We start from the raw sequence: 23,144 nt of genomic DNA on the forward strand, positions 1-23,144 counted from the left end.
GGAGGAACGTGGGTGCCATCGAGTTCGGGGGCGACCTTCACCGTCGAAGACCCCGCAACCGGAGATACGATCAAGACGATTGCAGATGCAACCGTCGACGACGCCATTCGAGCCCTCGACTCGGCCGTTGCGGCACAACAGGAATGGGCAGAGACTCCAAGCCGCCTGCGCTCGGACATTCTCCGCAGAGCTTTCGACTTGCTGATGGAGCGTAAAGAAGACTTTGCTCTGCTCATCGCCCTGGAAATGGGCAAGCCCATCGCCGAAGCGCGCGGTGAGGTCGTCTACGGTGGGGAATTCCTACGGTGGTTCTCCGAGGAAGCTGTGCGTATCCACGGCGACTATCGTCAGAACCCCGAAGGGACCGGCAGCATCACGGTGTCACACCTCCCCGTCGGACCGTGTTACTTCATCACACCGTGGAACTTCCCACTCGCGATGGCGACTCGGAAGATAGCTCCTGCACTCGCCGCAGGCTGTACGGCTGTTATCAAGCCGGCAGAGCTCACACCGCTCACCACCATCTACCTGGTGCAGCTGCTCGAAGAGGCCGGACTTCCGCCGGGTGTAGTAAACGTCGTGCCCACGTCCAACCCCAGCGCTCAATCCAGCGCATTGCTGGTGGATCCACGCCTTCGTAAGCTCAGCTTCACCGGTTCGACGGCTGTCGGTGTCAAACTGCTCGAAGCCGCTGCACCGAACGTATTACGCACTTCGATGGAGCTCGGCGGAAACGCACCGTTCCTGGTTTTCGAGGACGCAGATCTCGACCGAGCGGTCGAGGGAGTAATGGTCGCGAAATTCCGCAACATCGGCCAAGCGTGCACCGCCGCAAATCGCATCCTGGTCCATGATTCTGTTGCCGACGAATTCGCTCGTCGAGTGAGTGAGAAAGTTGCCATGATGAAGATCGGTCGTGGGGCCGAGGAAGGCAATGACATCGGGGCCATGGTCGACAGGAAAGCCCTTGCGAAGACTGCGAGTCTGGTCGCCGACGCGTTGAGGACCGGTGCCGTGATCGTCGCCGGTGGTCAGGTAGTCCCCGGGCCGGGGAACTTCTTTCAGCCGACAGTGATCGACAAGGTCGGGCCGGACGCACGATTGGTCGGCGAAGAGATATTCGGTCCTGTGCTGGCAATCACTCGCTTTTCTTCTGAGAGCGAAGCTGTGCAGAGTGCCAACGACACCGAATATGGACTGGTCAGCTATGTCTACACGGAGAACGTCGGTCGAAGTCAGCGAATGATAGAGAAACTCGAAACCGGGATGATGGGGCTCAACACCGGTTTGGTGTCCAATGCAGCAGCCCCATTCGGTGGAATCAAGCAATCTGGCATCGGGCGAGAAGGGGGATTCGAAGGGATCCGCGAATACTTGTCCACGAAGTACACGTTGACTCCTCGATGAGGCGAAAGGGATTGGACGTCCAGCGTGCGCCACACACCAGTGAAGGCTGACCAATGACCAAGAAAGCGCAGGGCGTTTCGCCGACGTTCCGCGTCGTCGCCGAATACTGGTTGACCAAGGACACTGCGGACGAGGTGCTCGGCCACTTGGCCCAGCTCGCTACGGCCAGCCGGAACGAACCGGCCAACCTTGGCTACGGATACTTCCGCAATGTCGAGAATCCACTGCACGTAACAATACTCGAGACGTACACCGATGAAGCCGGATTCGATGCCCACAAGACTTCGTTGCATTTCCAATCCATCGGCAAGACCAAGATCCTTCCGCTTCTCGCGGATCGCGTGGTACGCACCTACACCCATGGGATACAGGGGTGATCGCCACTATCGTGTTGCTGGTAGTGATGGCCGCACGTACCAAGGCCCCTACAGGTCAGCAGCCCGCGTCTGCCGCCACCTCGGAACACGGTGTTCGATGACGCCAATCGGCTCGGCACGCGGTGGACCGGTTCACCCGCGGCTGTACTGCACTCAACCCAGGACAGTTCCGGTCGATTCAGAGTTGAATTCTCTTCGACGGGAGAAAGATCCGAGATCGATCTTCAAACCAGTATGCGCGCCCGTGTAGATAATCGGATCGGCATCATGGTTGTGCCCCGCCTCGATCTTCTCGATCAGGGTCGCCATTATCCGGCCGGCGACAGGAGCGTTCTTGAACTGATTCCCGCTGGTGCCCATCGCGACGTAGAAGCCCGGCCGATCGGTCTTGTCGTAGATCGGGGTCCAGTCCGAAGCAGCGTCGTACACGCCAGCATTCCTTTGGGCTGGAACGGTACCGACAAGTTCGGAAGACGTCGGGCGGCCCTGAGGACCTGAGCCTGGAATCGCTCGGCTGTGCGGTTCGGGTTGGCCCCGTCGGGATCATCGATCCATTCCAGTGGGTCGCACGCAGGCTCGGTACCGCCGATCAAGAAGCCGCCGCCTTGCTCTGGCCGCATGTATGTTCCCAGGTCGAGATCAGCGATCATCGGACCGAGTCGTGCATCCTGGTTGTATCCCTTGGGCGCCGCGACATGATGTACCTCTTGCCGAAGAGGGCGCACGGTGACAGTGAAATCCGCGCCTACCCCCGCGAGTGCATTGAGCGCGCCCGACCACGGCCCAGCGGCGTTGACAACTATCGGGGATTCGACAGTTACGCCGTTGTCCAGTTGAAGGACCCATCGTTCGGAGGCCTGCTGTTCAATACCAGTCACTCTCGTTCGAAACGAATGGACGGCCCCTTTCGCGGCCGCGGCAGCACCGAGGTTGGCAGCGGCGAGTTGAGGATCGTCGACGAAGCCGGCCTCTGGCGTGAACACAGCTCCGAGCGAGGTGTCCGTGTCGGCGTAGAACGCGTCGGCATCAACAGGTTTCGGTGGATAGTACGATCCGACGTCGATTCCTGGGATCCGATCGGCCAACGTCTTCGAGTCCCACAGCTCGTACTTCACGCCGATCTGGTCGAACAGACGAACTGTGCGTTCACGAGGGGCCACGTCTACATCGAGAAACACCATGCCGCATTCATGGAAGCGCGCGAGGTCCGCAGAGCCCAAGTCGCCTAAATGCTCGGGCCAGCTTCTCCAGCACTGCGCGGCCTCCCACGCTGCGGCCATCCCGTCGAAGGTCGAGTAGTTGAATCGTATGACCGCGCTGGATGCACTGGTCGAACCGAACCCCGAGCCACCTTCTTTGTCGATCACCAGAACTCGGTATCCGCGGGCAGAAAGTTCGTATGCGATGGAGTTACCGATCACCCCGGCTCCTACAACTATCGCATCGGTCGATTGGAACATCTTTCCTCCATATGTGTTGCCGCTTTGTCGATAGGGAGTAGTTCGGGCACAGGCGATTTCCAGACCTACTGACGATGGCGACATCGATGCGCAGTCCTCGAGTCCGGATGCATCGACGAGGTCGAATCAGATGGGTGGCACGGTAGTGACAGCCCTGGACGAAGCACGCCTGTACAAATACAAGCTTCGTCGAGGCAGGCGGACAAAGCTATCTACATTTGTGGACACTTCGGCCAGCTGGAACCCAGGGTTTGTAGTGCGCGTCGTCTCGGTCGATCGTGCCTTGCAACTGCCGGTCGACCGGATGCGTCCGCCTGGGGCTTTCATGCCGGTAGTTAGTGGCGGCGTGTCAAGATGGTGGAATGGTGCCTTGAACTGGGAGAATTCGACTTACCACAGTTGAAACCCGACCAGTTCGAGAGGCACCATCCCGGTGAGTAAGTCTACGTCGCCCTACCCCGCCCTGTCTGTCGATGCCACCGGAGGCGGCATCGTGTCGCACGCCGGAGCGGTGACACTGCTCCGAACCGCGGACGCTACCGGGCTCACCGCAGCGTTGTCCGGGCAGCTTTCGTTGTGGCGGAAACCGTTGGCGCAGTTCGACCCCGGCAAAATCATCACCGACCTCGCCGTGTCGTTGGCGCTCGGTGGTGACTGCCTCGCCGACATCGCGACCCTGCGCGAACACACCGCCGTGTTCGGGAAAGTACCCTCCGACCCAACCGTCTCCAGACTGATCGCAACCTTGGCCGCAGATGCCCCTGCAGTCCTGACCGCCATCGACACTGCCCGAGCAGCCGCTCGCGCCGCAGCATGGAAACATGCCGGCAAGGACGCACCCGATCACGGCATCACCGCAGACAACCCGATCGTGATCGACCTCGACGCCACCCTCGTCACCGCCCACTCCGACAAACAGCTCGCCGCACCAACATACAAGCGCGGGTATGGCTTTCACCCACTCCTCGCCTTCGTCGATCACGGGCAGGCAGGGACGGGCGAGCCCCTCGCAGCACTGCTGCGCGCCGGCAACGCCGGCTCGAACACCGCCGCCGACCACATCGCCGTCACCCGCGCGGCGCTCGCACAACTGCCGTTCACCACCGGCGGCCGCCCCGGCAAGAAGGTACTGGTCCGCACCGATGGAGCGGGAGCCAGCCATGTCTTCATGTCGTGGTTGCATCGGCAGCGGGTGTCGTATTCGATCGGGTTCGGGCTCACCGACGCCATGGTCGCCGCACTGGGCGAGGTCCCCGACACTGCGTGGTCGGTCGCGGTCGACGCCGATGAGAAGGTCCGCGACGGTGCCTGGGTGATTGACGCGACCGGTGTCCTCGACCTCGGGGCATGGCCGCCGGGGATGCGTGTGGTGATCAGGAAGGAGCGCCCGCATCCGGGTGCTCAATTGCGTTTCACCGATACCGACGGACTGCGGCTCACTGCGTTCGCCACGAACACAGTCCGTGGTCAAGTTCAGGTTCTCGAACTGCGGCACCGTCGCCGTGCACGCTGCGAGGACCGGATCCGTATCGCGAAAGATACTGGGCTGAGCAATCTTCCGTTGCACGGGTTCGATCAGAATCGGATCTGGCTTGCCATCGTCGCTCTCGCACTCGACCTGACCGCGTGGACTCAGATGCTCGGTTTCACCGATCACGACGCTCGCAGGTGGGAGCCGAAACGGCTACGGTTGCGGATTTTTTCCGTCGCCGGACGCATCGCCCACCATGCCCGCCGCATCCACCTGCGACTGTCGAAAAATGCGACCTGGTCCGACCTGATCGTCACCGCACTGAACCGGTTGGCGGCACTGACCGCACCCGCCTGACCGAACCCACCGACCGATCGACCCGAAAGACCCCTCTCGGACAGTGGAACCGAGCGCCCAGCCGAACGATATCGGCACAGTCACCATGCCCGAAGCCGCAATCGAGCTCGAAAACCGCAATCTCGAACCGCTCAGGCCGACACATCGGCCTCATGCAAGATCGAGGCTAGGGAGGACGGGGCCGTCCGATTCGACGCCGTCGACTTCGGTTACCGCACTGACCACAAAGTTCTGCACGATGTCACCTTCGAACTAGCACCGGGCACCATCACTGCCCTTGTCGGACCTTCCGGTTCGGGTAAATCCACACTCGCGGCACTACTGCCACGCTTCTACGACGTCGACCGCGGTCGGATCACGATCGGCGCAGGCGACATCCGTGACTTCAGCTCCGAAGAGCTCTATCGAACGGTTGGATTCGTTTTCCAGGACGTTCGCCTTATCGAAGGGAGCATTCGCGACAACCTACTGATAGCGCGACCGGACGCGGACCAGTCTGCGTTCGAAGCCGCCGCACGTGCGGCGCAGATTCACGACCGCATTCTCGACCTGCCTCGCGGATACGACTCCGAGATCGGCGTCGACGCAAACCTTTCCGGGGGTGAGGCGCAACGACTGTCGATAGCGCGAACCTTACTCGCCGACACCCCGGTACTCGTTCTCGACGAGGCAACTGCGTTCGCCGACCCGGAATCGGAAGCCGCAGTGCAGGATGCACTGGCGGTACTCGTCGCAGGACGGACGGTGTTGGTGATCGCACATCGCCTCCACACCATCACCGGCGTCGACCAGATCTTGGTTCTGAAGAACGGTGCAATTGTCGAACGAGGCGTACACGACGTTCTGAAATCCGCCGGCGGACAGTACCAACGTTTGTGGGAGATCAACGAATCAGCACTGGGCGCAACATCACTGGTTACAGCGAAGGAAGATTCATGATAGACAGAGCCTTGCGCCTCGTTCCGGATGAGTACGCGTCCCTCACGCCCCGCTTGATCACGGTCACCGCCGCGCAGGCTCTGTCCCAAGCGGCCGCCTATTGCCTTTTGGTACCGGTACTCGAAGCTCTGTTCGACGGTGACACCGGAATGGCATGGTTCTGGACGGCAATCATGGCCGTCGTCGTCGCAGTGATGGGCGTTCTCACCTTTCTGCAAGCGACCCTCGGTCTACGGATTGCAGTGGGTATGCAACTTGGGCTCCAGACAAGGTTGGGCGACAAACTCAATGCACTGCCCCTCGGCTGGTTCGAGACGCAGAACGCTGCACAGCTGTCTCGAATCGTCGTGGACAACGTCCGGGAGATTCAAGGCGCCGTCGCATATCTGACCGCCAAACTCATCACGAGCGTCCTCGTCCCCCTCGGTGTGGCCGTCGGGATGTTGTTCGTCGACTGGCGGATAGCGGTCGCAATGCTCATTGCCGCACCGGTGTTGTTCGCGGTCAATCGGTTGGGCAATCGGGCGTTCCTTCGCGCCGACGAACGCACCCACGTCGCTGCTGCCGAAGCAGAGACTCGCGTGGTCGAATTCGCGCAGGCACAACCGATCCTTCGGGCATTCGGTGCAGTTGGCAGCGGGAACCGCGCTCTGGATTGCGCCTTGGAAGCGCAGAAGAAAGCTGCGACTCGTAACGTGGTCTCGGCGGTCACCGGAGTGATCGTGTTCGGACTGGTGGTGCAGGCGGTGTTCCTGGCGCTGACGTATGTGGTGGTCGGACAGGTCACCGGCGGCACCGTGTCCGCGGCAGCAGCCATCGCATTGATCGCGGTGAGTGCTCGCTTCATCGAACCGCTGAACCAGGCTGCGCAGATCGGCAATGCTCTACGGTCGGCGTCGGCCTCGGTCGATGGCGCATCCGATCTTCTGGCCGAACCCGTCCTGCCGGAGCATGATTCCCCCGTGGCGCTCGGCGCACCGGAAGTCGTGTTCGAGTCGGTCTCGTTCGGGTACGACGCCGAATCACCGGTCGTGTCGGACGTCAGCTTCACGGTCGCGCCGGGTACGACCACGGCAATCGTCGGGCCGAGCGGTGCAGGTAAGACAACACTTCTTCGGCTCGTCGCACGCTACGCCGACGTCGACTCGGGATCGATCCGAGTAGGTGGCCACGACGTACGTACACAACCGACGGAGACGCTGCTGAACCAGCTGTCGCTGGTGTTCCAGAACGTGTACCTCTTCGATCGTTCCATCGCGGAGAATATCCGCGTCGGCCGTCCCGACGCGTCGGACGCCGATATCCGCTGGGCAGGCGCGATCGCCCGCGTCGACGAGATCGCCGATCGTCTACCCGACGGGTACGACAGTCCTGTCGGTGAGGGTGGTACGACGTTGTCCGGTGGTGAGCGTCAACGAGTCTCGATCGCACGGGCGCTGCTCAAGGACGCGCCCATCGTTCTACTGGACGAGGCAACGAGCGCTTTGGATCCGCACAGCGAAGCCGTCGTCATCCGCGGTATCCACGAGCTGACCAAGGACAAGACGGTCATTGTCGTCGCACATCGGCTCGCGACCATTGCCCACGCGGACCAGATTTTGTTCCTCGACGGCGGCCGCATCGTCGAGCACGGCACACACGACGAACTCCTTGCGCTCGGCAGTCGCTATGCGGGCTTCTGGAACGAGCGCGCGCGGTCTCGTGGGTGGAGGTTGGATTCGGCGCCGGCCTGATCGCTTGAAAGGTCCATCCATACGATCAGATAGCGTGCGTGGTTCATTCAAGCGATGGGCGACAAGGGGTTACTTCCAGTAGGCCTGCGACTTGATCGATTCCTTGGCGAACCCGTGCGAGGTCCTGAGGGTCTTGACGATCGACCGCGTCGTCCTGCCGTCGCACGCGACCCAGGCGAATGCTCCCGGCGCGGGTGAGACTTCCTCGGCTGCCTCGCGAAGCAGTCGACCGTCGTCGATTCTTTGCAGCCAGGTCACCTCGGTATTCTCGCCGGCGACTACGGGCAAGGTGGGGTCCGATTCGTACTGCCATTCCAACCACACCTTGGCGGGCATGTCACCGATCGCATCGAGGATGGTGTTGATCGCGGGCAACGAGGCTGTGTCGCCGAAGATCAGGAGCTGCGACGGCGCCGGTTCAGGGAGGGCGAAGCTGGACCCGTTATTACCCTTCATCAGTGTGGCCTCGAGAACGTCACCCTGCTCGGCCGTTTTTGCCCACTTCGACGCGGCGCCGTAGTGCACCGCGAACTCGATGGCGAAGGTGTCGTCCTCGGGGTTCTGCTTCACCAAGGTGTAGCCGCGTTGGCTCTCCTTGCCGTTGCCGTCGTCGAACCACACTCGCACCCACTGCGTCGGATGCACCGGGTGGTTCTTCAACAGACCCCCGCCGGTGAAATGGACACGGATGTACTTGTCGGTGATCGATTCTCTCGCCGTGACGGTCAACTTGTAGTCGTCCGTCTTGTACGCCTTCATGATGATGCCTTCGACTCCTCTACCCATGAGGGCAGGGTATCCTAATATGGTGTGAAAATGCACTGGGCAGGTCTGGTGCCGACGCTGTCCACCCGGACCTCAGTCGCTATCGGGCGAGTTGCACGTCTGCAAGTACACCTGCAATCACGAAGGCGCCGGCAATGGCGCAACCGGCCACCCGCGTCCTCTGCGGTAAGTGCGCGGTGAGAGCGAGGGCTGCGGTATCCCAGAGATCGACGGCCACGCCTGCGCGAAGCAGCGTGGGCACGGACTTCGGGGCGTACCTGGTTGCGGCGCACAGTCCGCCTCCGATATAGATTTCGCGAATTCCGAAGGTGCGGGCCGCAGCTCGTGTGGTGGCGATTGCAGCATCGGGTCCGGCGAGCGATTCGTTGGCCCGGGTGGGCGCTACCATATGGGCGATGCCGATCGCGAACCGGAGATCGCACCGATGGTGGTGTCGAGCAAGGGTCCGAGGTAGTCGATCATCTGCGCCGGACACGAGGACTTGGCGATCTTGTTCTCGTCGGCGGCTTTCAGTACGTCGTCGCCCATGCCCCGGGGACCACCGATCGTTCTCGCACTACCCGCCTCGAGAAGGCCAGCATTTCGGCTGCGCCCTTCACCGCGGCGACGGAGTGTCGGTTGAAGGGGCCGAGTGAGTCGAATGTTGCTCCGGCCCAGCGGAGGAGACCCTCACGTCCGTCCTCGGGCCAACCCACGAGATCGGGCACGATCGACATCGGCAGCGCCGTCGCGAGATCTTCGACACCGTCGACGGACTGCTTGCTCAGGGCCGCATCGACGATGCTCTCGGCCTTTCTCTTCCACTGCCGAGGTCATCTTTCGCACCGCCTTGGGGGTCAAGCGGTGAGCCAGGACCGAGCGCTTCGTTGCATGCTCGTCGCCGTCACTGTTGAGTGTTGTGCCGCGGCCCAGTCTGTTGGCCCTCGGGTTGAGTGCGACGCCGTCGCCCGAGATGAAGGTCTCGTCGTCGAGCAACACTGCCGCGCAGTCGGCATGACGCGAGATCGCGAACACCTGCTGATGCGGAAGCCACACCACGCAGGTGGCCATCGATGCGGCCCTCGAATCTGCCGGTGACTACCTCGATTCACTCACGGTCGACCTGGGCGACCCGGTCGAGAAGTTCACGCAGTCTTTTCGGTTGTCCGGACGACTCTTCCGCCTCGAGCCGCAACTGAGTCTCGTACTGCTCAACTCCGAGGCTGCCGCGTTCTCGGCAGCCGGAGGCTTGGCGCCGCGTTCACGCCGCGATATTGAATCAGCCTCTGCCCAAGGACGATCCTTGGCGACTTCAGCGGCTGCGTTCTGACGCGCAATGTCTTTGGCATGCAACATGATCGCCTGCACACCATCAGGTTCGCGGGAGAGGAAGTCCTCGACCACGAGGTGGTCCCCGTGGCTCAGTTTAAACTCAATACCGTTCAGTTAGAGCCGTAGAATGGTGCAGTGCGGTGGTGTGATGGGTTGTGGATGGTGTTGGTGGTGGGCTCGTTTGGCTGCCCATTTGAAGATTTTGCGTTTGACAACGCGTGGGTTGGCTCGTAGTCGGCGTGCGGGATTGACTCGGCGTTGCAGCTTCTCGACAGCGTGGTCCCACAAACGGGTTATCGCTTTATGGTTGTGAGGGGGAAAAAGAGCTGTGCGAGAGCGATCTTCGCGTGATCCGGAGAGCTGCAACGAACGAGGTTCGGTCGGGGTCGTGTCCCCCTGCTCGCGCGGCGTCGACCATCAATGTTCGGATGGCGTAATGGCAGCACAAGTGTCCCCAGATCTCTTGGAGTACCAATGGCGGGGATTTCGACCGTAGGACTGCTCGTGCTCCGCGTTGATGGGTTTTCAGTTCGTCGAAGGTGTTCTCGATTTCCCAGCGTTGGGCGTAGGCGAGAGCCAGTTCTTCCGCCGGCGCCACGGTGTGGTCGAGGATCGTGGTCAGCAGCCGGTACTGCTCAGGGTTGCCTCGTCCGTCGTCGAGGGAGTAGTCGATCACCCGGACGGTCAGCGGTGTTCGATGCTGACGTCGGGCGCCGGAGGTGGGGATGATCGTTGCCAGCCAGGATCCGTCGTCGAGGGTCTCGACATGCTTCGGCGACAGTGTTGATTTGACGCGCCACAGCAGGTCCGCTCCGGACGCTGCGGCTCGGGTCCACATCTCGAAGCCATAGAAGCCGCGGTCGGCGAGCAGCAGCATGCCGGGCTCGAGTCGGTCGACGAGTTCACCTGCCAACTCTCGTTCCGAGGTCGTGCACCCGCCGACGGCGGCGTCGAAGAGGGCGTGGGTGCCGCATTCGGCGACCGCGACCAACCGTGCCTGCGGGTACGCGGACTGTTCCCCGCGACTGGACGGCGGTCTACCGAAATGCTCGACGTTGGCGGGCGTGTCGGCCAGGTCCAGGCAGGTGCCGTCGATGGCCACCATCCGACGCCCTGCAAGCCATGAACCGGGTGTGGCAGCGTCCGCCACCGGGCGAGCTATCCTCTGGAACAGCGCTTGAACCGGCTCCGAACCCAAGCGTGAACGAGCCTGAAAGATAGCTGATTTCGTTGGTGGCGCCCAAGATCGAGACCATCCCGAGGACCAGGACAACCCATCGGTGAGTTGCTCGAACACCTCCTCGTAGGACCCATCGGCATTCAGCGCCATACCGATCGCGAAATACGTTGTCACCCGCGCAGTCAAAGTCCGACTGCGCTGCTCTGTCCGGCCGCATTCCGCAATCACCGCATCCACCACATCCGGTGGGAACACCCTGGTCAACAACCCCACCGACACCAGATCCGACAACCGACGATCCGAGGCCGGTTTCACCCATCCGCTACGAGGCACACCCCATCATAACCGATGAAGCACTAACTGAACGGTATTGAGTTTAAACTCGATCGCCATGACGGCTCCTACCGATGTCGACGCTTTTGTGACAGAATACATGACAGAGTAACTGACAGAAGGAACGACATGATGGTGCCATCGCAGGGAGCTCTTGCGGTCAAAGTCACCGGTCTCATCGACGGGCTAGGCCTGACCCAGGATGAAATAGGTGAAATCGTCGACGCTTCGGCGCGATCAGTGGCCAGATGGTCCAGCGGCGGAGCGGTTCCGCAGCGATTGAACAAGCAAAGACTGATCGAGCTGTCGTACGTGGCCGAAGCGGTCACTGAAGTTTTGCCGCGCGATCACGCCAATCTGTGGATGTTCACCCCGAACCGGTTGCTCGACCATGATCGTCCTGCCGACCGGATTCACGATGGCCGATACAAGGATGTGCTCGATTTGATCGAGGCCCTCGCAGACGGTGTGGTGATGTGAGCCTCGAACTCGATGACGTCGTCGTCGAGCGGATCGACGCTCTGGGAACGTCGGTATTCGATGGCAAGGCGTACAGATACACCGCTGTGCGTAGAGATCCGCTCTCCGGTGCAGGGGCGCGGCTGTATGGGGGGCGGTGGAATCCTCGCGGGGTTTTTCCGGCGATCTATCTCGCCATCCCGGAGGCGGCGTGCATGGGCGAGGTGCAGCGCGCGGCAGCAGCCAACCAGCTTGACCCGCACGAGATGTTGCAGGTCCCGTATCTGCTTCACACGCTCGAAGTTCGCGACCTTGCCGTACTCGATCTGCGCACGCCGGAGGCTCTCGGTTTCGTCGGGCTCGACCCGGCCGACATCGCTGACGACGACTGGACTGCGTGCCAAGCTGTCGGGCACGCCGCCTGGTTTTTGAAAGTCCCTGCGGTGATCGCTCCGTCGGCTACCGGTCAGGGTCATGTGTTGACGCTGTTCGAGACTCGGCTTCCTCCCGGTGCCGTGCATGTCACCGAGTCGCGCTCACTGACGCCGTCGCTGTACGACGAGTTATCCGACATCAGCGCGTGACGTTTGTCTTACAGGCGGCCGTTTCTGGGGGCATCGATCCGTGAGACATGGGAGCTGGGGTGTGAGTAGACGACTCCATTCTGGAGGCGGTCCGTCTCGCCTTGGCCGTCGGGAGGAACCCTTTTGGTCTTCGGTGGGGTAGCCGAGGAAGCGGCTTTCCAAAAGGGGCCGCTCGACAAGTTCAAGTCGCAGGTCCCTTCGGCGTTCGTGCGTCGAACTGGCGCAATTTTCTTCGCACACCCCCTCTCTGACGTTCTAGGGTGCATCCTCCTCGTTCAGGTAAGGCATGGGATGTCGGGCGTCCGGTGTTGTCCAGTTGTTCAAGAAGTCGTGTTGGCGTTCGGTGTCGACTACTTCGATGTTCTCGCCGATGGTCGGGGCGAAGAAGTAGGCGAACGATCGGCCGGCGGGGCGTCCGTCGTAACGTGGCTCCGCACCATGAGTTGTCCACCGACAGGCCGTGGAGTTCAAAGATTCTGACCACCATCCAAGGTGGTCGAACCGTGGTCCGGAGGTGGCGTCCCAGGGGCTTCCGGGCGGACCGCTGATGAGTTCGATGAACGGAAACTGCCTAGAGAAGACGATCGTGTACGACCATTCTTCGAGTACCGCGGCCGTGGGCTCGTTCCATTGCACCTGGGCTAGTTCGGTGAGCTCGGCCATGGCCGCGGGTATGTCGGGGACGACGAAGCAGACGTGATAGAAGGTCGGTGAGTGCTGCTGACTCATGAGTTCGTCGAGGTCGAGGGGAGAGACGCTGCCCGTGTGAGAGCCATAGCGACCAAGATTACTGCGAAGATGGCGAAGCTGATCCACGGTAGGGCATGTGCTGACCCGGTGGCCGACAGTGCCAATCCTCCGATGAGTGAGCCGGACGCCATGCCAGCGTTGAACAGTGTCACCAGGACAGCTTGTGCGACGTCGATCGATGGGCCTGCTGCTCGCGCACATGCTGTTTGGTACAGCGTTGGCGCGCAGCCGAGTGCGAAGCCCCACACGATAGCTGCGGCGATGACCGCGGGCGAGGTCGCGGCGAGAAGCCCCAGCGTTCCCATGGCAAGGCAGAACAGGCCGAGCACTGTCAGTCCCAGCGCGGTCAGGTGGCGGTCGATGATTGTGCCTGTTGCCCATAGTCCGATGATGGCGGCGACGCCGAGGGCCAGGAGTACGGCACTGATGTTGTCGTCGAGGTCGGAGAGGCGGAGGTAGGGTTCGATGTAGGTGTAGAGATTCATGTGCGCGGCTTGAAAAGCGAAGGCACACAGCACAATAACCGCAAGACCTGGTCTGAGAACCACTGCTTTGAACGAGAGTTTCGCGGTCCCGGTTTCGCCATCGAAACGCGGTAGCCACAAGGTGGCGAGTACGCCGGCAACGGTTCCGGTGATGACGAGTACGAGGAAGACGCCGCGCCACCCGACTGCCGATCCCAAGATGGTGCCCAGCGGTATTCCGAATGCCAGCGCTATCGGAATACCTGCCATCGCGACCGACAGAGCCCGGCCTTTGAGTGTCGAGTCGACCATTCGCATGGCGTAGCCGGCCATCATTGCCCACTGGATGCCGGCGCAGACGCCGCCGAGGATCCGGGCGGCGGCGGTCAGATAGAATTCGCTCGAGGCCGCGGTGACGGCGTTCGCGGCTGCGATTCCGATGACGGTGGCGATCAGGAGTGGTTTGCGGGGCCAGGAGCGAGTGAGGGTGGTCAGGGGTATCGCAGCGAGCATCGATGCTGCGGCGTACAAGGTCAGGAGTTGACCGGTGACCGAGTCCGAGGTCTGGAGAGCCGCTCCGACGTCGCCGAGCAGACCTGCGGGAATCGTCTCGGTCAGCATGGTGGTGAACCCGATGACGGACAGGACTATGAGCGCAGGCAGGGGAAGTGTGCTTCGTTCGTCCGTGGTGCGCGTGGTTGCGGTCATCGTTGTCCTTCGGTTCGGATGTTGCAGGTGCGGCGGTGTGTTCGTCCGTGACCGGCCTGGTCGGTGGGGCGTATGACGATCCGGTCCAGGGTCACGTGCGGCGGTTGAGAGATTGCGAATTCGATTGCACGAGCGACGTCCATCGGTTCCAGCGGTTCCATTCCCTCGTACATCGCGTCTGCGCGTTCCGGCGAATCCGGGTACCGCTGGTGGAAGAACTCGGTGCGAACGATGCCGGGACACACCTCGATGACGCGGATCGGAGATCCCAACATTTCGCTGCGCAAGGTCTGGGTGAGGGCGGACTGGGCATGTTTGGACGTGCTGTAACCGGAGCTGTTCGGCAACGGCTCGAACGCAGCCACGGAGGTGACGGTCACGACGGTGCCGAGGCCTGCCTGCTTCATTTTGGGGACGAAAGCCCGATCGACGAGCAGGGTACCGAGCACGTTCGTGCGCCACATCCACTCCCACGCGGCGGGATCCGCATCGACGACAGGGTCGCCGCCGCGTGCGCCACCGGCGCAGTTGACGAGCACAGCGGGCGCATCGAGACTCGAAGCGAGAGCCTCGACCGCTGAGTTGTCGGCGATGTCCATCGCGTGGCCCGTCACCCCCAGCTCGTCGTGGAGCTCGGTGAGCCTGTCGCCGCGGCGGGCGATCGCATGTACTTCGTAGCCGCCTTTGCAGAGCAGTTCGGTTGTGGCTCTGCCGATTCCAGAGCTCGCTCCTGTGACTACCGCAAGGGGACGGGGTATCGCTGTCATCGCTGCTCCTGACTTCGTCACGACCGCGCGGGCGCGGCTGTGTTGATGAATCTCGGTCCGTAGAACACTGGAGCGGACAGGTCGGTGAGGGTGGACAACTCCTGGTGTTCGTTGGGGTAGATGGATGCGAGTTCGGGAATTGCTGCGTTCGGGACTCGGTGACGAAGGATGTTGAAGCACGAGATGACTCGGAGTTCGTTCATCTCGAACACCGCGCGGCCCAGTGATGGCCAGGACTGATCGGCAGGCCCGTTCCACGCGTCGTCGAGAGCGGCGAGCATCCTGGTGTATGCGGCATCGAACGCGCGTAGTTCGGTGGTGACTGCCATCCGGTTGGGGTCGAGCCGAAGGATGGCGGCATAGCCGTCGCGGGGTACGGCGAGGGTGTTGATCACCACTGGCCACTCGATGGCAGGGCCTTGGAAGTATCGGCGTTGCCCTTCCCTGCTGGGTGCGTCGGCCTCGTCTCGGCTACCGGAGTACGCATGGCCGAATCGCAGTTCGGCGAAACGGGCGTAATGCGACAGCTCGCCCTGTGAGCGGGCACCCGAGGACAAGGTGCTGCCCTCGAAGCCTTCGCCCTGGTCGATGATGAGTTCGAGGCTGTTGAGCAGCTGTTCGACCGGGTCGGTTCGACTGGTGTTGTCGATAACGGCGTATCCGAGGTTGCCTCCGACCTGGTTGGCCCGCGTCGGTGCCCGGACTGCTGCTGCGACGGATGCAGCGTTGTCAGCGATGGCAGCGGAGATGGTGCGGTAGAAGCTCCCTATGGTCGGATAGCGTGCCGTGTCGCGTTCGTTAGGGGCGACCATCTCGTCGGGTGACTCGATGCGCATGAAGGTGTCGAGTTGACGTTTGGTGAGCTTGGCGAAACGCCCCCGCAGAGTGGGTGCTATCGATCCCGGTAGACCATCGACGATGGCCCCCGGGTCCAGAGTCGCCAGCCGCGGTGACCCACCGAGGGCGGCGAGGGCATTGCACGCTGCCGCCATGTGCAGCATCTCTTCCATCAGGACCGAGCGCAGCGTGTTGTACGCCGGGTAGTTCTGGACCTCGAGGGAATACATGGCGGCCGAGTACAACGGCATCGTGGCATGCTCGATGGCGATTGCGGTTTGAAGTGCACCGCGTATCCACTGCAGGTCGTAGACCGGCTCGAAAGGCCGTTTCGGTACTGGTGCACGCATCGAAAAGCACTCCTCGGGACGTGATGGTGGCGGGTTCTTCCGAGCCTGGGCGGGTTGGGTAGGGTCTACTCGGGTGGCAGGAGCATCTCTTCGAATAGGTCCTGGAAGGCCGACTCCAGGGCGGGGTGCTCGAAGAACTCCGGGCCGACGGGCTCGAAAATGACGTCACCGAGACCACTGAAGGTGTCGAACATCATCGAGACGATGGTGCCGATCTCGCGGCCGAAGTAGTGGGCGACCAAGGCGACAGCGCTGCCGTTGACCCCGTAGGACCCGGTGGCGGTCCAAATCCTCTCTTCGGGGTTGCCGACCCACATCCGCCGCGAGGTGGGGACATTGAAGCCCTCGTTGCGGAGCCCACGGGCGACTGCGGCGACGCTCGTGGCCGGCAGTCCGCTCAGGACCCCCGCCCGGGCCAGGACTCCGACCCCGGAACAGTTGGCCGCGACGACACGGCCCTGGTCGTGGTGTCGGCGAACCAGTTCGAGCACCCGGGGGTCGGTAGCGATCGCTCCGGATCCGACTCCTCCGGGTACGTAGAGGATGTCGTAGAGCTTGTCGGGATCCAGGCTCGTGTCGGGTACCACCTGCGTGCCCATCTGCATGGTGACCACCCCTGGGGTGAGGGCGACCAGCTCCACGGTGAGCGTCTCGGGTGTCGTCTCTCGTTCCCAGGGCGAGATGTCGCCGCGTAGGACCATCGCCGCGCCCTTGAAGATCTCGAGCGGTGTGAGACAGTCCTGTTCGCTGACTTTGTCGTAGGCGAGGACTCCGATGGATTGGACGACGAGGAGCTCGTCGACCGCGGCGGGTCGATCTCCGTTGGCGCGGTCGCGGGGGGGAGTGCGGCGCAGTGGCATGACCATGTCGGCCTCCCGCTATTCGGCGAGGGCGTCGACGGCCTGGCGGGCAACCTCGACGGCCGATGCCGGGTTCTGTCCCGTGACCAGGCGCGTATCGGTGACTGCGAAGACCGAGAAGTTCTCGGCCTTCTGATGCTTGGCACCGAGGTCGGTCAGTGCATCCTCGAGCAGAAAGGGCACGACGCCGTTCAGACCGACAGCGATCTCTTCTTCGTTGGTGAACGAGGAGACGGTCTTGCCTTGGACGAGTGGTGAACCGTCGGGCAGGGTGACGCCCAGCAGTCCGGAGGGGCCGTGGCAGACAGCGGCAACCACTCCGCCGTGGTTGTAGATTTCGGCGGCCAGGTTCGCCAAAGTGGAGGCTCCGGGGAAGTCCCACATCGTTCCGTGGCCGCCGGCGAAGTAGATGACGTCGTAGTCCGCCGGGTCGAGAGCGTCGGCAACCGGGGTGTTGGAGAGCTTTTCGGCAATGGCGGGGTCCGCGAGAAACGACTGCGTGATGGCATCGTCGGGCTTGATGCCGTCGAGCGGGGCCTGTCCGCCTGCGACGGAGACGAACTCGATGTCGTAGCCGTTGTCGCTGAAAACCGCCGCTGGGTGGGCGAATTCGGGTGCGTAGGCACCGGTCTTGCGGCCGGTGTCGCCGAGCTCGGCGTGGCTGGTGAGCGCAAAGAGAACTGTCTTGGACATGGGGTGCTCCGTGTTCGTGAGAAGTGGATGTTCAGGTGACGGATTGGTACGTGGAGGAGGTGATATCGCCGATGTCGTCCAGTGCGATCGATGTCGTCCCTGCGGATTGCGCGAGAGAGACGTCTTCCGCTGTGTGGTAACCCCATTCGGCCCATACCGCTGACAGGGCCAGTGATTCAGCGGCCATCACGTTCGCGAGACTGTCATCGATGAAGAGCACCGGCTCGGCTTCCACGAGTCGGCTCAGAACCTCGTTCTTGTCGGTGCAGCTGCCGTGAATGGCACTGACGGCTCCGGACAGAGCGTGGTGAGTGAGAATCGCCGATATCGACGCCGAGTCCTTGGCGGACACGATGACGATGTCGTGGGGCGCGCCTGCGATCACTTCAGCGACACCCGGGTAGAGCGTGTGGTGGGCGATCCAGCTGGTGTAGTCGCCGCTGCGCCACCTGGTTCTGATCTGTTCGCCGATCGCGGCCTGGGCATCGAGCGCTTGCGTCGGTATCGCAGCCCGGACATCGTCGAACTCATGCCGGTTTCGCACCGGTGATTCGGTGTGATTGGCGACCATGAAGTCGGCGAGGGTTCTGCTGTAACTGCGTACCGAACGGAAACGCTCGACGTAGTCGGGCGGTAGCGCTTTCACAGCGTCGGACAGGGCGGGGATGCAGTGGTCGAGGTGGCCTGCGTACCAGGTCACGGCGGCGCATTCGAGCAGTGCGTCGCACACCACACCGTCGAAATCGAGTGCAACGATCATGATTGTGGCCGGCTCGACTTACGCTGCGACAGCTGCTTTGTGGACTGTGTCGAACACAGCCTGCATGAACTTGCCGCAGTAGCCGTAGTAGGAGCAAGTGATGATGTTGCCGTCGACGATCACATCGGAGTCGACGACATCGGCACCTGCGTTGATCACATCGTCGCGTAGCCCGATGTAGGCGCAGGCCTTGCGTCCACGGAGCACGCCGGCACTGATCATGATCCAGGGCCCGTGGCAAAGGCCCGCGACGACCTTGCCCGCACGGTCCATCGCCTGGAGAAACTCCAGGACGTTCTTGTCCTGGCGCACCCGATCCGGCGCTTCGTGTCCGCCGGTCAAGATCACCGCGTCGTAGTCTTCGGCGTCGAGACCGTCGAAGGAGATGAGGGGCCGCGCCGTCTTGTCCATGGGGAGCGGGATGCCGTACTTGCCGACGACATCGGCACCGTTCTTGGTGGCGACGTCGACCTCCCAGCCCTCTTCGAGGAACCTGTAGTAGGTGTACACCACGTCGTGGTCTTGAAATCCGGGGCCGGTGATGATGACTGCACTGGGCATTGTTTCGATTCCTTACTTTTTGATAATTCGGGTGATGCTGAGGTAGTAGGTGTCCAGCTTCGGTGGCCGAGTATCGGCCGGGTCCGAAGTCAATATGTCCACGTCGCCGCGTACTATTCCGCTGATGCAGAGCGGTATCAAGAAATCCCCCGCTGAATGCCGACGATAATGAATGTCCATTCCGGAACAGATCGTGAATCCGAACTTCCCGCACGGGGATAACGAGCACATGGATGCATTCGGCATATATTTCAATTTCTTGGGCTTTGCCGTCATCGCTTCGGACAGTTGCTCGTATCCGGTGCCCGCTCGTTTGTACCCGTCCTTCAGTCTGACGAGGTCGTACTTGTTCCGAGGAGTTTCGACCTCCACCAAGATCAGAGGGTCAGGTCCCAGGCTCTCCGTCGAGTGAAATACGCCCTTTCCGATCTTCAGAATTGTTCCCGATCGGACGGCCGTATCCCCACTCAATTTGTGAGTAATGCCTTGTCCTGCAAGGCATATGAGGTACGTGACCTTACGGGGGTGGGCGTGCATCGACGTCGCATGACCAGCATTGATCGTCAGTTGCCAGACGTCGATGAAGTCGTCGACATAGGCGCGGTACTCGCAGCCCCACGGCTTCATGATCATCTCCGACAGGTGCAGGTCGCGCTCTTCGTGTTCGTTGCCGACTCGCACGCCAGTCCGCAAAAGACCGGTCAAAGCGGAAATGTCCGAATCGGTGATGTCGAGCACTGCCAGTCCTGGTGCGATGGCTGGTGGTTCGGTTGTTGTCATGATGCGCTTCCCCCTGAAATGGTCTTGGTCCCCGCGACGGAGTTGCTTGATAACAAACCACTTTGTTTGTTCTGGAGAGAGTTTCCCATCAGCGGATTGTTTCGGCAACTGATAATTAGTCAATTAACCTAATGTTCATTCCACAAAACGCTTTTTCCCAGGTTTGAATAAGCCCCTGAAATAGCGAATTCGCATGTGCATACAAACCGAGCTGCCGTGTATCGAACGGGTCGGCCGCGGGCTGTTGAAGGCTGAGCTGTGGAGCGCTTTCGGTCGAGCTGGGCGTGGGGGTGTGGCGGTCGGCACCGGTCCGGAGGTCTCGTTCCGCATCCGACTGGATATATAGAAACGGTCGGTATCGAATCTGTCAAGTGGTAGAGTATTTCTGTGACAGAACCGCACAAAGGAGGTCGCCCAAGAAGCGACGCGACCCGGCATGCAATCCTCTCGGCGGCCTACGACGAGCTCCAAGCCGTCGGGTTCCGCGCCATCGCAATGGAGCGGATCGCCAGAAGAGCCGGGTCGAGTAAAACGACGTTGTACCGCTGGTGGCCATCAAAAGCAGCGATTCTGCTCGAGGCGGTCAACGAGCGATCCGATCGGTACCCGGGCTTCGACGACACCGGTGACGTTTACGTCGACCTCCTCGAAGAGATTCGAGGCGTCATCAAGTTCTATCTCTCGGACTCCGGTGCCGCAATGCTGGACTTGGTAGCAGAAAGTCGATTCGACCCTGACCTCGCCAGTGCGATACGTGACGACTTCATCGCACATCGAAGGGCGGCGACCCGCGTCACCTGGAAACGTGGAGTCGCACGTGGACAGATCCGGGCTGACGTCGATGTCGAGGTAGTCATGGACGCACTCTGGGGTTCGCTGTATTACAAATTGCTTGTCTCACACAATCCCCCCGACATGGGATTCGCCGACCAGCTCATGAACACATTTTGGCCTGCGATCACCGGATGAAACTACACAGGATGAGTCCGCATGGAACGACCGCGAGAGCGGTCACTGCGGACATAGACCATCGCCACCACATCGAGGGATCGAGCTTCGGGGTGTCAGTCGCCGGCGGCATCGGCGTCACATCGCCCTCTGGCCTCTTCGGAACGTTTCCTTGCATCAAAGCAATCTAGTCAGTTTGGTTTGAAGACTGACCGCAATGGCGGGTTGGCTCGTCGACGATGCGCCGCTGGTGTCATAAACGAAGGTTTCTGTCACCCCCCTTGGCGGTCGCATCGCATCAAAACCCGACCAGCCGAAATCCCGTGCCAAAAACGTAGGCGAAACCCTGCGCGCCAAAACCGCCCGAAAGCATGAGTTCTGGCAAGCTCGGACCCTGTGGGCCACAAATACGGATACGCCAGGGTCTCGACCGCCGAACAGAACCTCGACCTCCAGAGCGACGCTCTCAGCGCCTTCGGCTGCGAACGCATCTTCACAGACACCGCAAGCGGATCCACCACCACCCGCCCGGCACTGACCGAACTCCTCGACGTCCTACTGCCCGGCGACGTGCTCGCCGTCTGGCGACTCGACCGACTCGGCCGCAACCTCCCACATCTCATCGAACTCATCGCAGACCTCAAAACCAGGGGAGTGGCCTTCGCATCGGTCACCGAACAAATCGACACCACCACCGCCGGCGGAGAACTCACCTTCCACATCTTCGGGGCCCTCGCCAGCTTCGAGCGACAACTACTCCGCGAACGCACACACGCAGGCCTCGCCGCAGCCCGCGAACGCGGAAAAGTAGGCGGCCGACCACCCGTGCTCACAGTCACCAAAAAGCGAGAAGCAACTCGAATGCGCAACCAGGGCAGATCAATCGGCGATATTGCAGACGTTGTCGGCGTCAGCAAACGCACCCTCTACAGACACTTCGAGAAGACGACCTAGTGCGAGTCCCCGGTCGCGTCACGTCGCGTCGAGGCCGCCGTTTTGGTGGAACGATCAATTCCGCCCACGTCCGTTGATGAAGTACGAGAGGCTCGCCGAATGACCCGAAGCTGGATCGACAACAAGGTCGACGTATTCCTCGCCGAAGCCCACCCACTGGGCCTGACCGCACCACGCGCCGGCGTCGCCACGCTCATCGAACGCAGCGTCGAACGCGCAGCTCTCCTCACCGGAGTTACCGCCCGCACCGCACGCCAAGGCTTCACCGACGACCACGTCAGAGACCTGGTCAGAACCGCGGCCGAAGACCTCGCCGCGGAAGTCCCCGGCACACAGCTCGACGACCTACCCGCGACGCACACTGTGCCGGTAGCCCTGGCGGCACGCACCACCGCAGGCCTGGCTATCGTCACCGAGCTCGTCGCCTCCGCTGCCGGCCCGGACCGAGACGACCTCCTCGCAGGGCTCCGACAGAGCCTGTCGCTGATCACCACCTGGGGTGCACTGATCGAAGGCGCAACCGCAGCCCGGTCTGCACCGTCACCAACCGGCGCAGAAAAAGTAATCGAAGCACCAGAAGCATTGCTGCACCGAAGCATTCGCGAACTCGAACGCGGGCGCACGGCCCTTGCAGGCGGAACGGTTCCGCGCGACGGGGGAGACCCCATCGGGCTTGCTGCGGCACTCGGCAGCAACGCCGAAGACCTCACCGCCGAACTCTGACCCCGGTCGAGCACACACGGGCAAGCACTGTTCTCGATGCGACTCGGTCAGGCCGGCCCCGCCTATTGCTGGTGTGAATGCCATACGATGCGTGTATGTCTCAATTCAGCTGGATTGACAGGCCCGTCCCAGCCGAACTCGGAGCCGTCGCACACGGACCGAAAATCCTCGCCGAGGCTTCCGGATTCACCGTAGGTCTTCGGTACATCGTGGCCTATCGACTGGTGCTGGATCTGGCGATAGTCGTCTCTGCTCATGGACCGGAGTCGGCCGTATTGGCGTCTCAATTTACCTCACAACGAGCACAACCTGGTGAACCACTGACTTCTGCCCGACGCAAGGTCGGAGGACTCACTGCATGGTTGGTCTCACCCGAATTGCCCATGACACTGCGCGGGTCGAATCGAAACCCTCACACCGTGGACGGTCACTACATGCACGAATTCTCGTACGCGATCGACGGACGCCCAAGTGAGCAGAGCCTCGAAATCGAGTTGCGGTGGGACGACATCGGCGTAGGACCACTGCGAACAGTCGTGAATCTGCCGCCTGCGGCAGAACTCGATGCCTCGATAATTCGATTGTAGCGCAA

The 23,144-nt window shown here is 61.8% G+C and carries 26 protein-coding genes and 1 pseudogene; 12 read left to right on the plus strand and 15 right to left on the minus strand.

Annotated features, from left to right (window positions below):
- The first annotated feature begins 12 nt into the window (after positions 1–12).
- Both WDS16_RS06330 and WDS16_RS06335 read left to right on the plus strand, forming a co-directional pair.
- Positions 13–1,407, plus strand: coding sequence for an NAD-dependent succinate-semialdehyde dehydrogenase (locus WDS16_RS06330; RefSeq protein ID WP_422395761.1), 1,395 nt, complete (start codon positions 13–15; stop codon positions 1,405–1,407).
- A 53-nt stretch (positions 1,408–1,460) separates the two neighbouring features.
- On the plus strand, positions 1,461–1,784 hold the full coding sequence (locus WDS16_RS06335; protein WP_338891333.1) for a putative quinol monooxygenase: 324 nt from the start codon (positions 1,461–1,463) through the stop codon (positions 1,782–1,784).
- A gap of 308 nt (positions 1,785–2,092) precedes the next feature.
- On the opposite strand, the gene WDS16_RS06340 is transcribed toward WDS16_RS06335, so the two are convergent.
- Complete coding sequence (locus WDS16_RS06340) at positions 2,093–3,244, minus strand: FAD-dependent oxidoreductase (protein WP_338891334.1); 1,152 nt, start codon at positions 3,242–3,244, stop codon at positions 2,093–2,095.
- A gap of 433 nt (positions 3,245–3,677) precedes the next feature.
- Between WDS16_RS06340 and WDS16_RS06345 the strand changes: the two genes are divergently transcribed.
- The 3 genes and pseudogenes from WDS16_RS06345 to WDS16_RS06355 all read left to right on the plus strand — a co-directional run bounded on the left by WDS16_RS06345 (position 3,678) and on the right by WDS16_RS06355 (position 7,744).
- Positions 3,678–5,072: an IS1380 family transposase gene (locus WDS16_RS06345; RefSeq protein ID WP_338890844.1), complete on the plus strand. Its 1,395-nt coding sequence runs from the start codon at positions 3,678–3,680 to the stop codon at positions 5,070–5,072.
- Positions 5,073–5,243: 171 nt separating this feature from the next.
- Positions 5,244–6,011 (plus strand): annotated as a pseudogene (locus WDS16_RS06350) (ABC transporter ATP-binding protein); the annotation flags it as partial.
- Positions 6,008–7,744 (plus strand): ABC transporter ATP-binding protein, encoded by a 1,737-nt coding sequence (locus tag WDS16_RS06355; RefSeq protein WP_338891336.1) that lies wholly within the window; start codon positions 6,008–6,010, stop codon positions 7,742–7,744. The pseudogene WDS16_RS06350 and the gene WDS16_RS06355, both read left to right, overlap by 4 nt.
- Before the next feature lie 69 nt (positions 7,745–7,813).
- On the opposite strand, the gene WDS16_RS06360 is transcribed toward WDS16_RS06355, so the two are convergent.
- The 4 genes from WDS16_RS06360 to WDS16_RS06375 form a co-directional block, all read right to left on the minus strand.
- A complete protein-coding gene (locus WDS16_RS06360; protein ID WP_338891338.1) occupies positions 7,814–8,530 on the minus strand; it encodes a siderophore-interacting protein in 717 nt (238 codons plus the stop codon).
- Between the two features lie 79 nt (positions 8,531–8,609).
- Positions 8,610–8,918, minus strand: coding sequence for a hypothetical protein (locus WDS16_RS06365; RefSeq protein ID WP_338891340.1), 309 nt, complete (start codon positions 8,916–8,918; stop codon positions 8,610–8,612).
- Positions 8,912–9,058: a hypothetical protein gene (locus WDS16_RS06370; RefSeq protein ID WP_338891342.1), complete on the minus strand. Its 147-nt coding sequence runs from the start codon at positions 9,056–9,058 to the stop codon at positions 8,912–8,914. Before WDS16_RS06370 ends, WDS16_RS06365 begins: the two co-directional genes overlap by 7 nt.
- 141 nt (positions 9,059–9,199) lie before the next feature.
- The gene (locus tag WDS16_RS06375; RefSeq protein ID WP_338891344.1) at positions 9,200–9,580 is read right to left on the minus strand and encodes a hypothetical protein; all 381 of its coding nucleotides are present in this window, start codon (positions 9,578–9,580) and stop codon (positions 9,200–9,202) included.
- On the opposite strand from WDS16_RS06375, the gene WDS16_RS06380 reads away from it, so the two are divergent.
- Positions 9,573–9,839 (plus strand): hypothetical protein, encoded by a 267-nt coding sequence (locus WDS16_RS06380; protein ID WP_338891346.1) that lies wholly within the window; start codon positions 9,573–9,575, stop codon positions 9,837–9,839. The two genes, WDS16_RS06375 and WDS16_RS06380, sit on opposite strands and share 8 nt — an antisense overlap.
- A gap of 303 nt (positions 9,840–10,142) precedes the next feature.
- Here WDS16_RS06380 and WDS16_RS06385 read toward each other — a convergent pair whose 3' ends face one another.
- The gene (locus WDS16_RS06385; RefSeq protein WP_338886338.1) at positions 10,143–11,354 is read right to left on the minus strand and encodes an IS4 family transposase; all 1,212 of its coding nucleotides are present in this window, start codon (positions 11,352–11,354) and stop codon (positions 10,143–10,145) included.
- Between the two features lie 132 nt (positions 11,355–11,486).
- Between WDS16_RS06385 and WDS16_RS06390 the strand changes: the two genes are divergently transcribed.
- Positions 11,487–11,834 carry an antitoxin Xre/MbcA/ParS toxin-binding domain-containing protein gene (locus tag WDS16_RS06390; RefSeq protein ID WP_033188307.1) on the plus strand — a complete coding sequence of 116 codons (348 nt, stop codon included), beginning with the start codon at positions 11,487–11,489 and terminating at the stop codon, positions 11,832–11,834.
- Complete coding sequence (locus WDS16_RS06395) at positions 11,831–12,397, plus strand: RES family NAD+ phosphorylase (protein WP_338891348.1); 567 nt, start codon at positions 11,831–11,833, stop codon at positions 12,395–12,397. Before WDS16_RS06390 ends, WDS16_RS06395 begins: the two co-directional genes overlap by 4 nt.
- A gap of 255 nt (positions 12,398–12,652) precedes the next feature.
- Here the strand turns inward: WDS16_RS06395 and WDS16_RS06400 are convergent, their stop codons facing one another.
- From WDS16_RS06400 to WDS16_RS06440, 9 genes are all read right to left on the minus strand, one after another.
- Positions 12,653–13,126: a VOC family protein gene (locus tag WDS16_RS06400; RefSeq protein WP_338891350.1), complete on the minus strand. Its 474-nt coding sequence runs from the start codon at positions 13,124–13,126 to the stop codon at positions 12,653–12,655.
- Positions 13,123–14,319, minus strand: a complete 1,197-nt coding sequence (locus tag WDS16_RS06405) for an MFS transporter (protein WP_338891352.1) — start codon at positions 14,317–14,319, stop codon at positions 13,123–13,125. The genes WDS16_RS06400 and WDS16_RS06405 overlap by 4 nt, the downstream gene beginning before the upstream one ends.
- A complete protein-coding gene (locus tag WDS16_RS06410) occupies positions 14,316–15,086 on the minus strand; it encodes an SDR family oxidoreductase (protein ID WP_338891354.1) in 771 nt (256 codons plus the stop codon). The genes WDS16_RS06405 and WDS16_RS06410 overlap by 4 nt, the downstream gene beginning before the upstream one ends.
- Positions 15,087–15,103: 17 nt before the next feature.
- Complete coding sequence (locus WDS16_RS06415; protein WP_338891355.1) at positions 15,104–16,273, minus strand: ferritin-like domain-containing protein; 1,170 nt, start codon at positions 16,271–16,273, stop codon at positions 15,104–15,106.
- Positions 16,274–16,338: 65 nt separating this feature from the next.
- Complete coding sequence (locus WDS16_RS06420; RefSeq protein ID WP_338891356.1) at positions 16,339–17,139, minus strand: DJ-1/PfpI family protein; 801 nt, start codon at positions 17,137–17,139, stop codon at positions 16,339–16,341.
- Positions 17,140–17,151: 12 nt separating this feature from the next.
- Complete coding sequence (locus tag WDS16_RS06425; protein ID WP_338891358.1) at positions 17,152–17,826, minus strand: type 1 glutamine amidotransferase domain-containing protein; 675 nt, start codon at positions 17,824–17,826, stop codon at positions 17,152–17,154.
- A gap of 31 nt (positions 17,827–17,857) precedes the next feature.
- Positions 17,858–18,586 (minus strand): HAD family hydrolase, encoded by a 729-nt coding sequence (locus WDS16_RS06430; RefSeq protein ID WP_338891360.1) that lies wholly within the window; start codon positions 18,584–18,586, stop codon positions 17,858–17,860.
- Between the two features lie 18 nt (positions 18,587–18,604).
- Entirely contained in the window at positions 18,605–19,147 is a 543-nt protein-coding gene (locus WDS16_RS06435) for a DJ-1/PfpI/YhbO family deglycase/protease (protein WP_338891362.1), read from the minus strand.
- A gap of 12 nt (positions 19,148–19,159) precedes the next feature.
- Positions 19,160–20,050, minus strand: coding sequence for a hypothetical protein (locus WDS16_RS06440; RefSeq protein WP_338891364.1), 891 nt, complete (start codon positions 20,048–20,050; stop codon positions 19,160–19,162).
- 264 nt (positions 20,051–20,314) lie between these two features.
- Here WDS16_RS06440 and WDS16_RS06445 point away from each other — a divergent pair, with 264 nt between their 5' ends.
- From WDS16_RS06445 to WDS16_RS06460, 4 genes are all read left to right on the plus strand, one after another.
- On the plus strand, positions 20,315–20,896 hold the full coding sequence (locus WDS16_RS06445; protein WP_338891366.1) for a TetR/AcrR family transcriptional regulator: 582 nt from the start codon (positions 20,315–20,317) through the stop codon (positions 20,894–20,896).
- A gap of 375 nt (positions 20,897–21,271) precedes the next feature.
- Positions 21,272–21,829, plus strand: coding sequence for a recombinase family protein (locus WDS16_RS06450; RefSeq protein WP_338891367.1), 558 nt, complete (start codon positions 21,272–21,274; stop codon positions 21,827–21,829).
- 99 nt (positions 21,830–21,928) lie between these two features.
- Positions 21,929–22,552: a hypothetical protein gene (locus WDS16_RS06455; RefSeq protein ID WP_338891369.1), complete on the plus strand. Its 624-nt coding sequence runs from the start codon at positions 21,929–21,931 to the stop codon at positions 22,550–22,552.
- A 95-nt stretch (positions 22,553–22,647) separates the two neighbouring features.
- Positions 22,648–23,139 (plus strand): hypothetical protein, encoded by a 492-nt coding sequence (locus WDS16_RS06460; protein WP_338891370.1) that lies wholly within the window; start codon positions 22,648–22,650, stop codon positions 23,137–23,139.
- Positions 23,140–23,144 lie beyond the last annotated feature (5 nt).

The sequence above is a fragment of the Rhodococcus sovatensis genome, from assembly GCF_037327425.1.
GTDB classification, from domain to species: Bacteria; Actinomycetota; Actinomycetes; order Mycobacteriales; family Mycobacteriaceae; genus Rhodococcoides; species Rhodococcoides sovatense.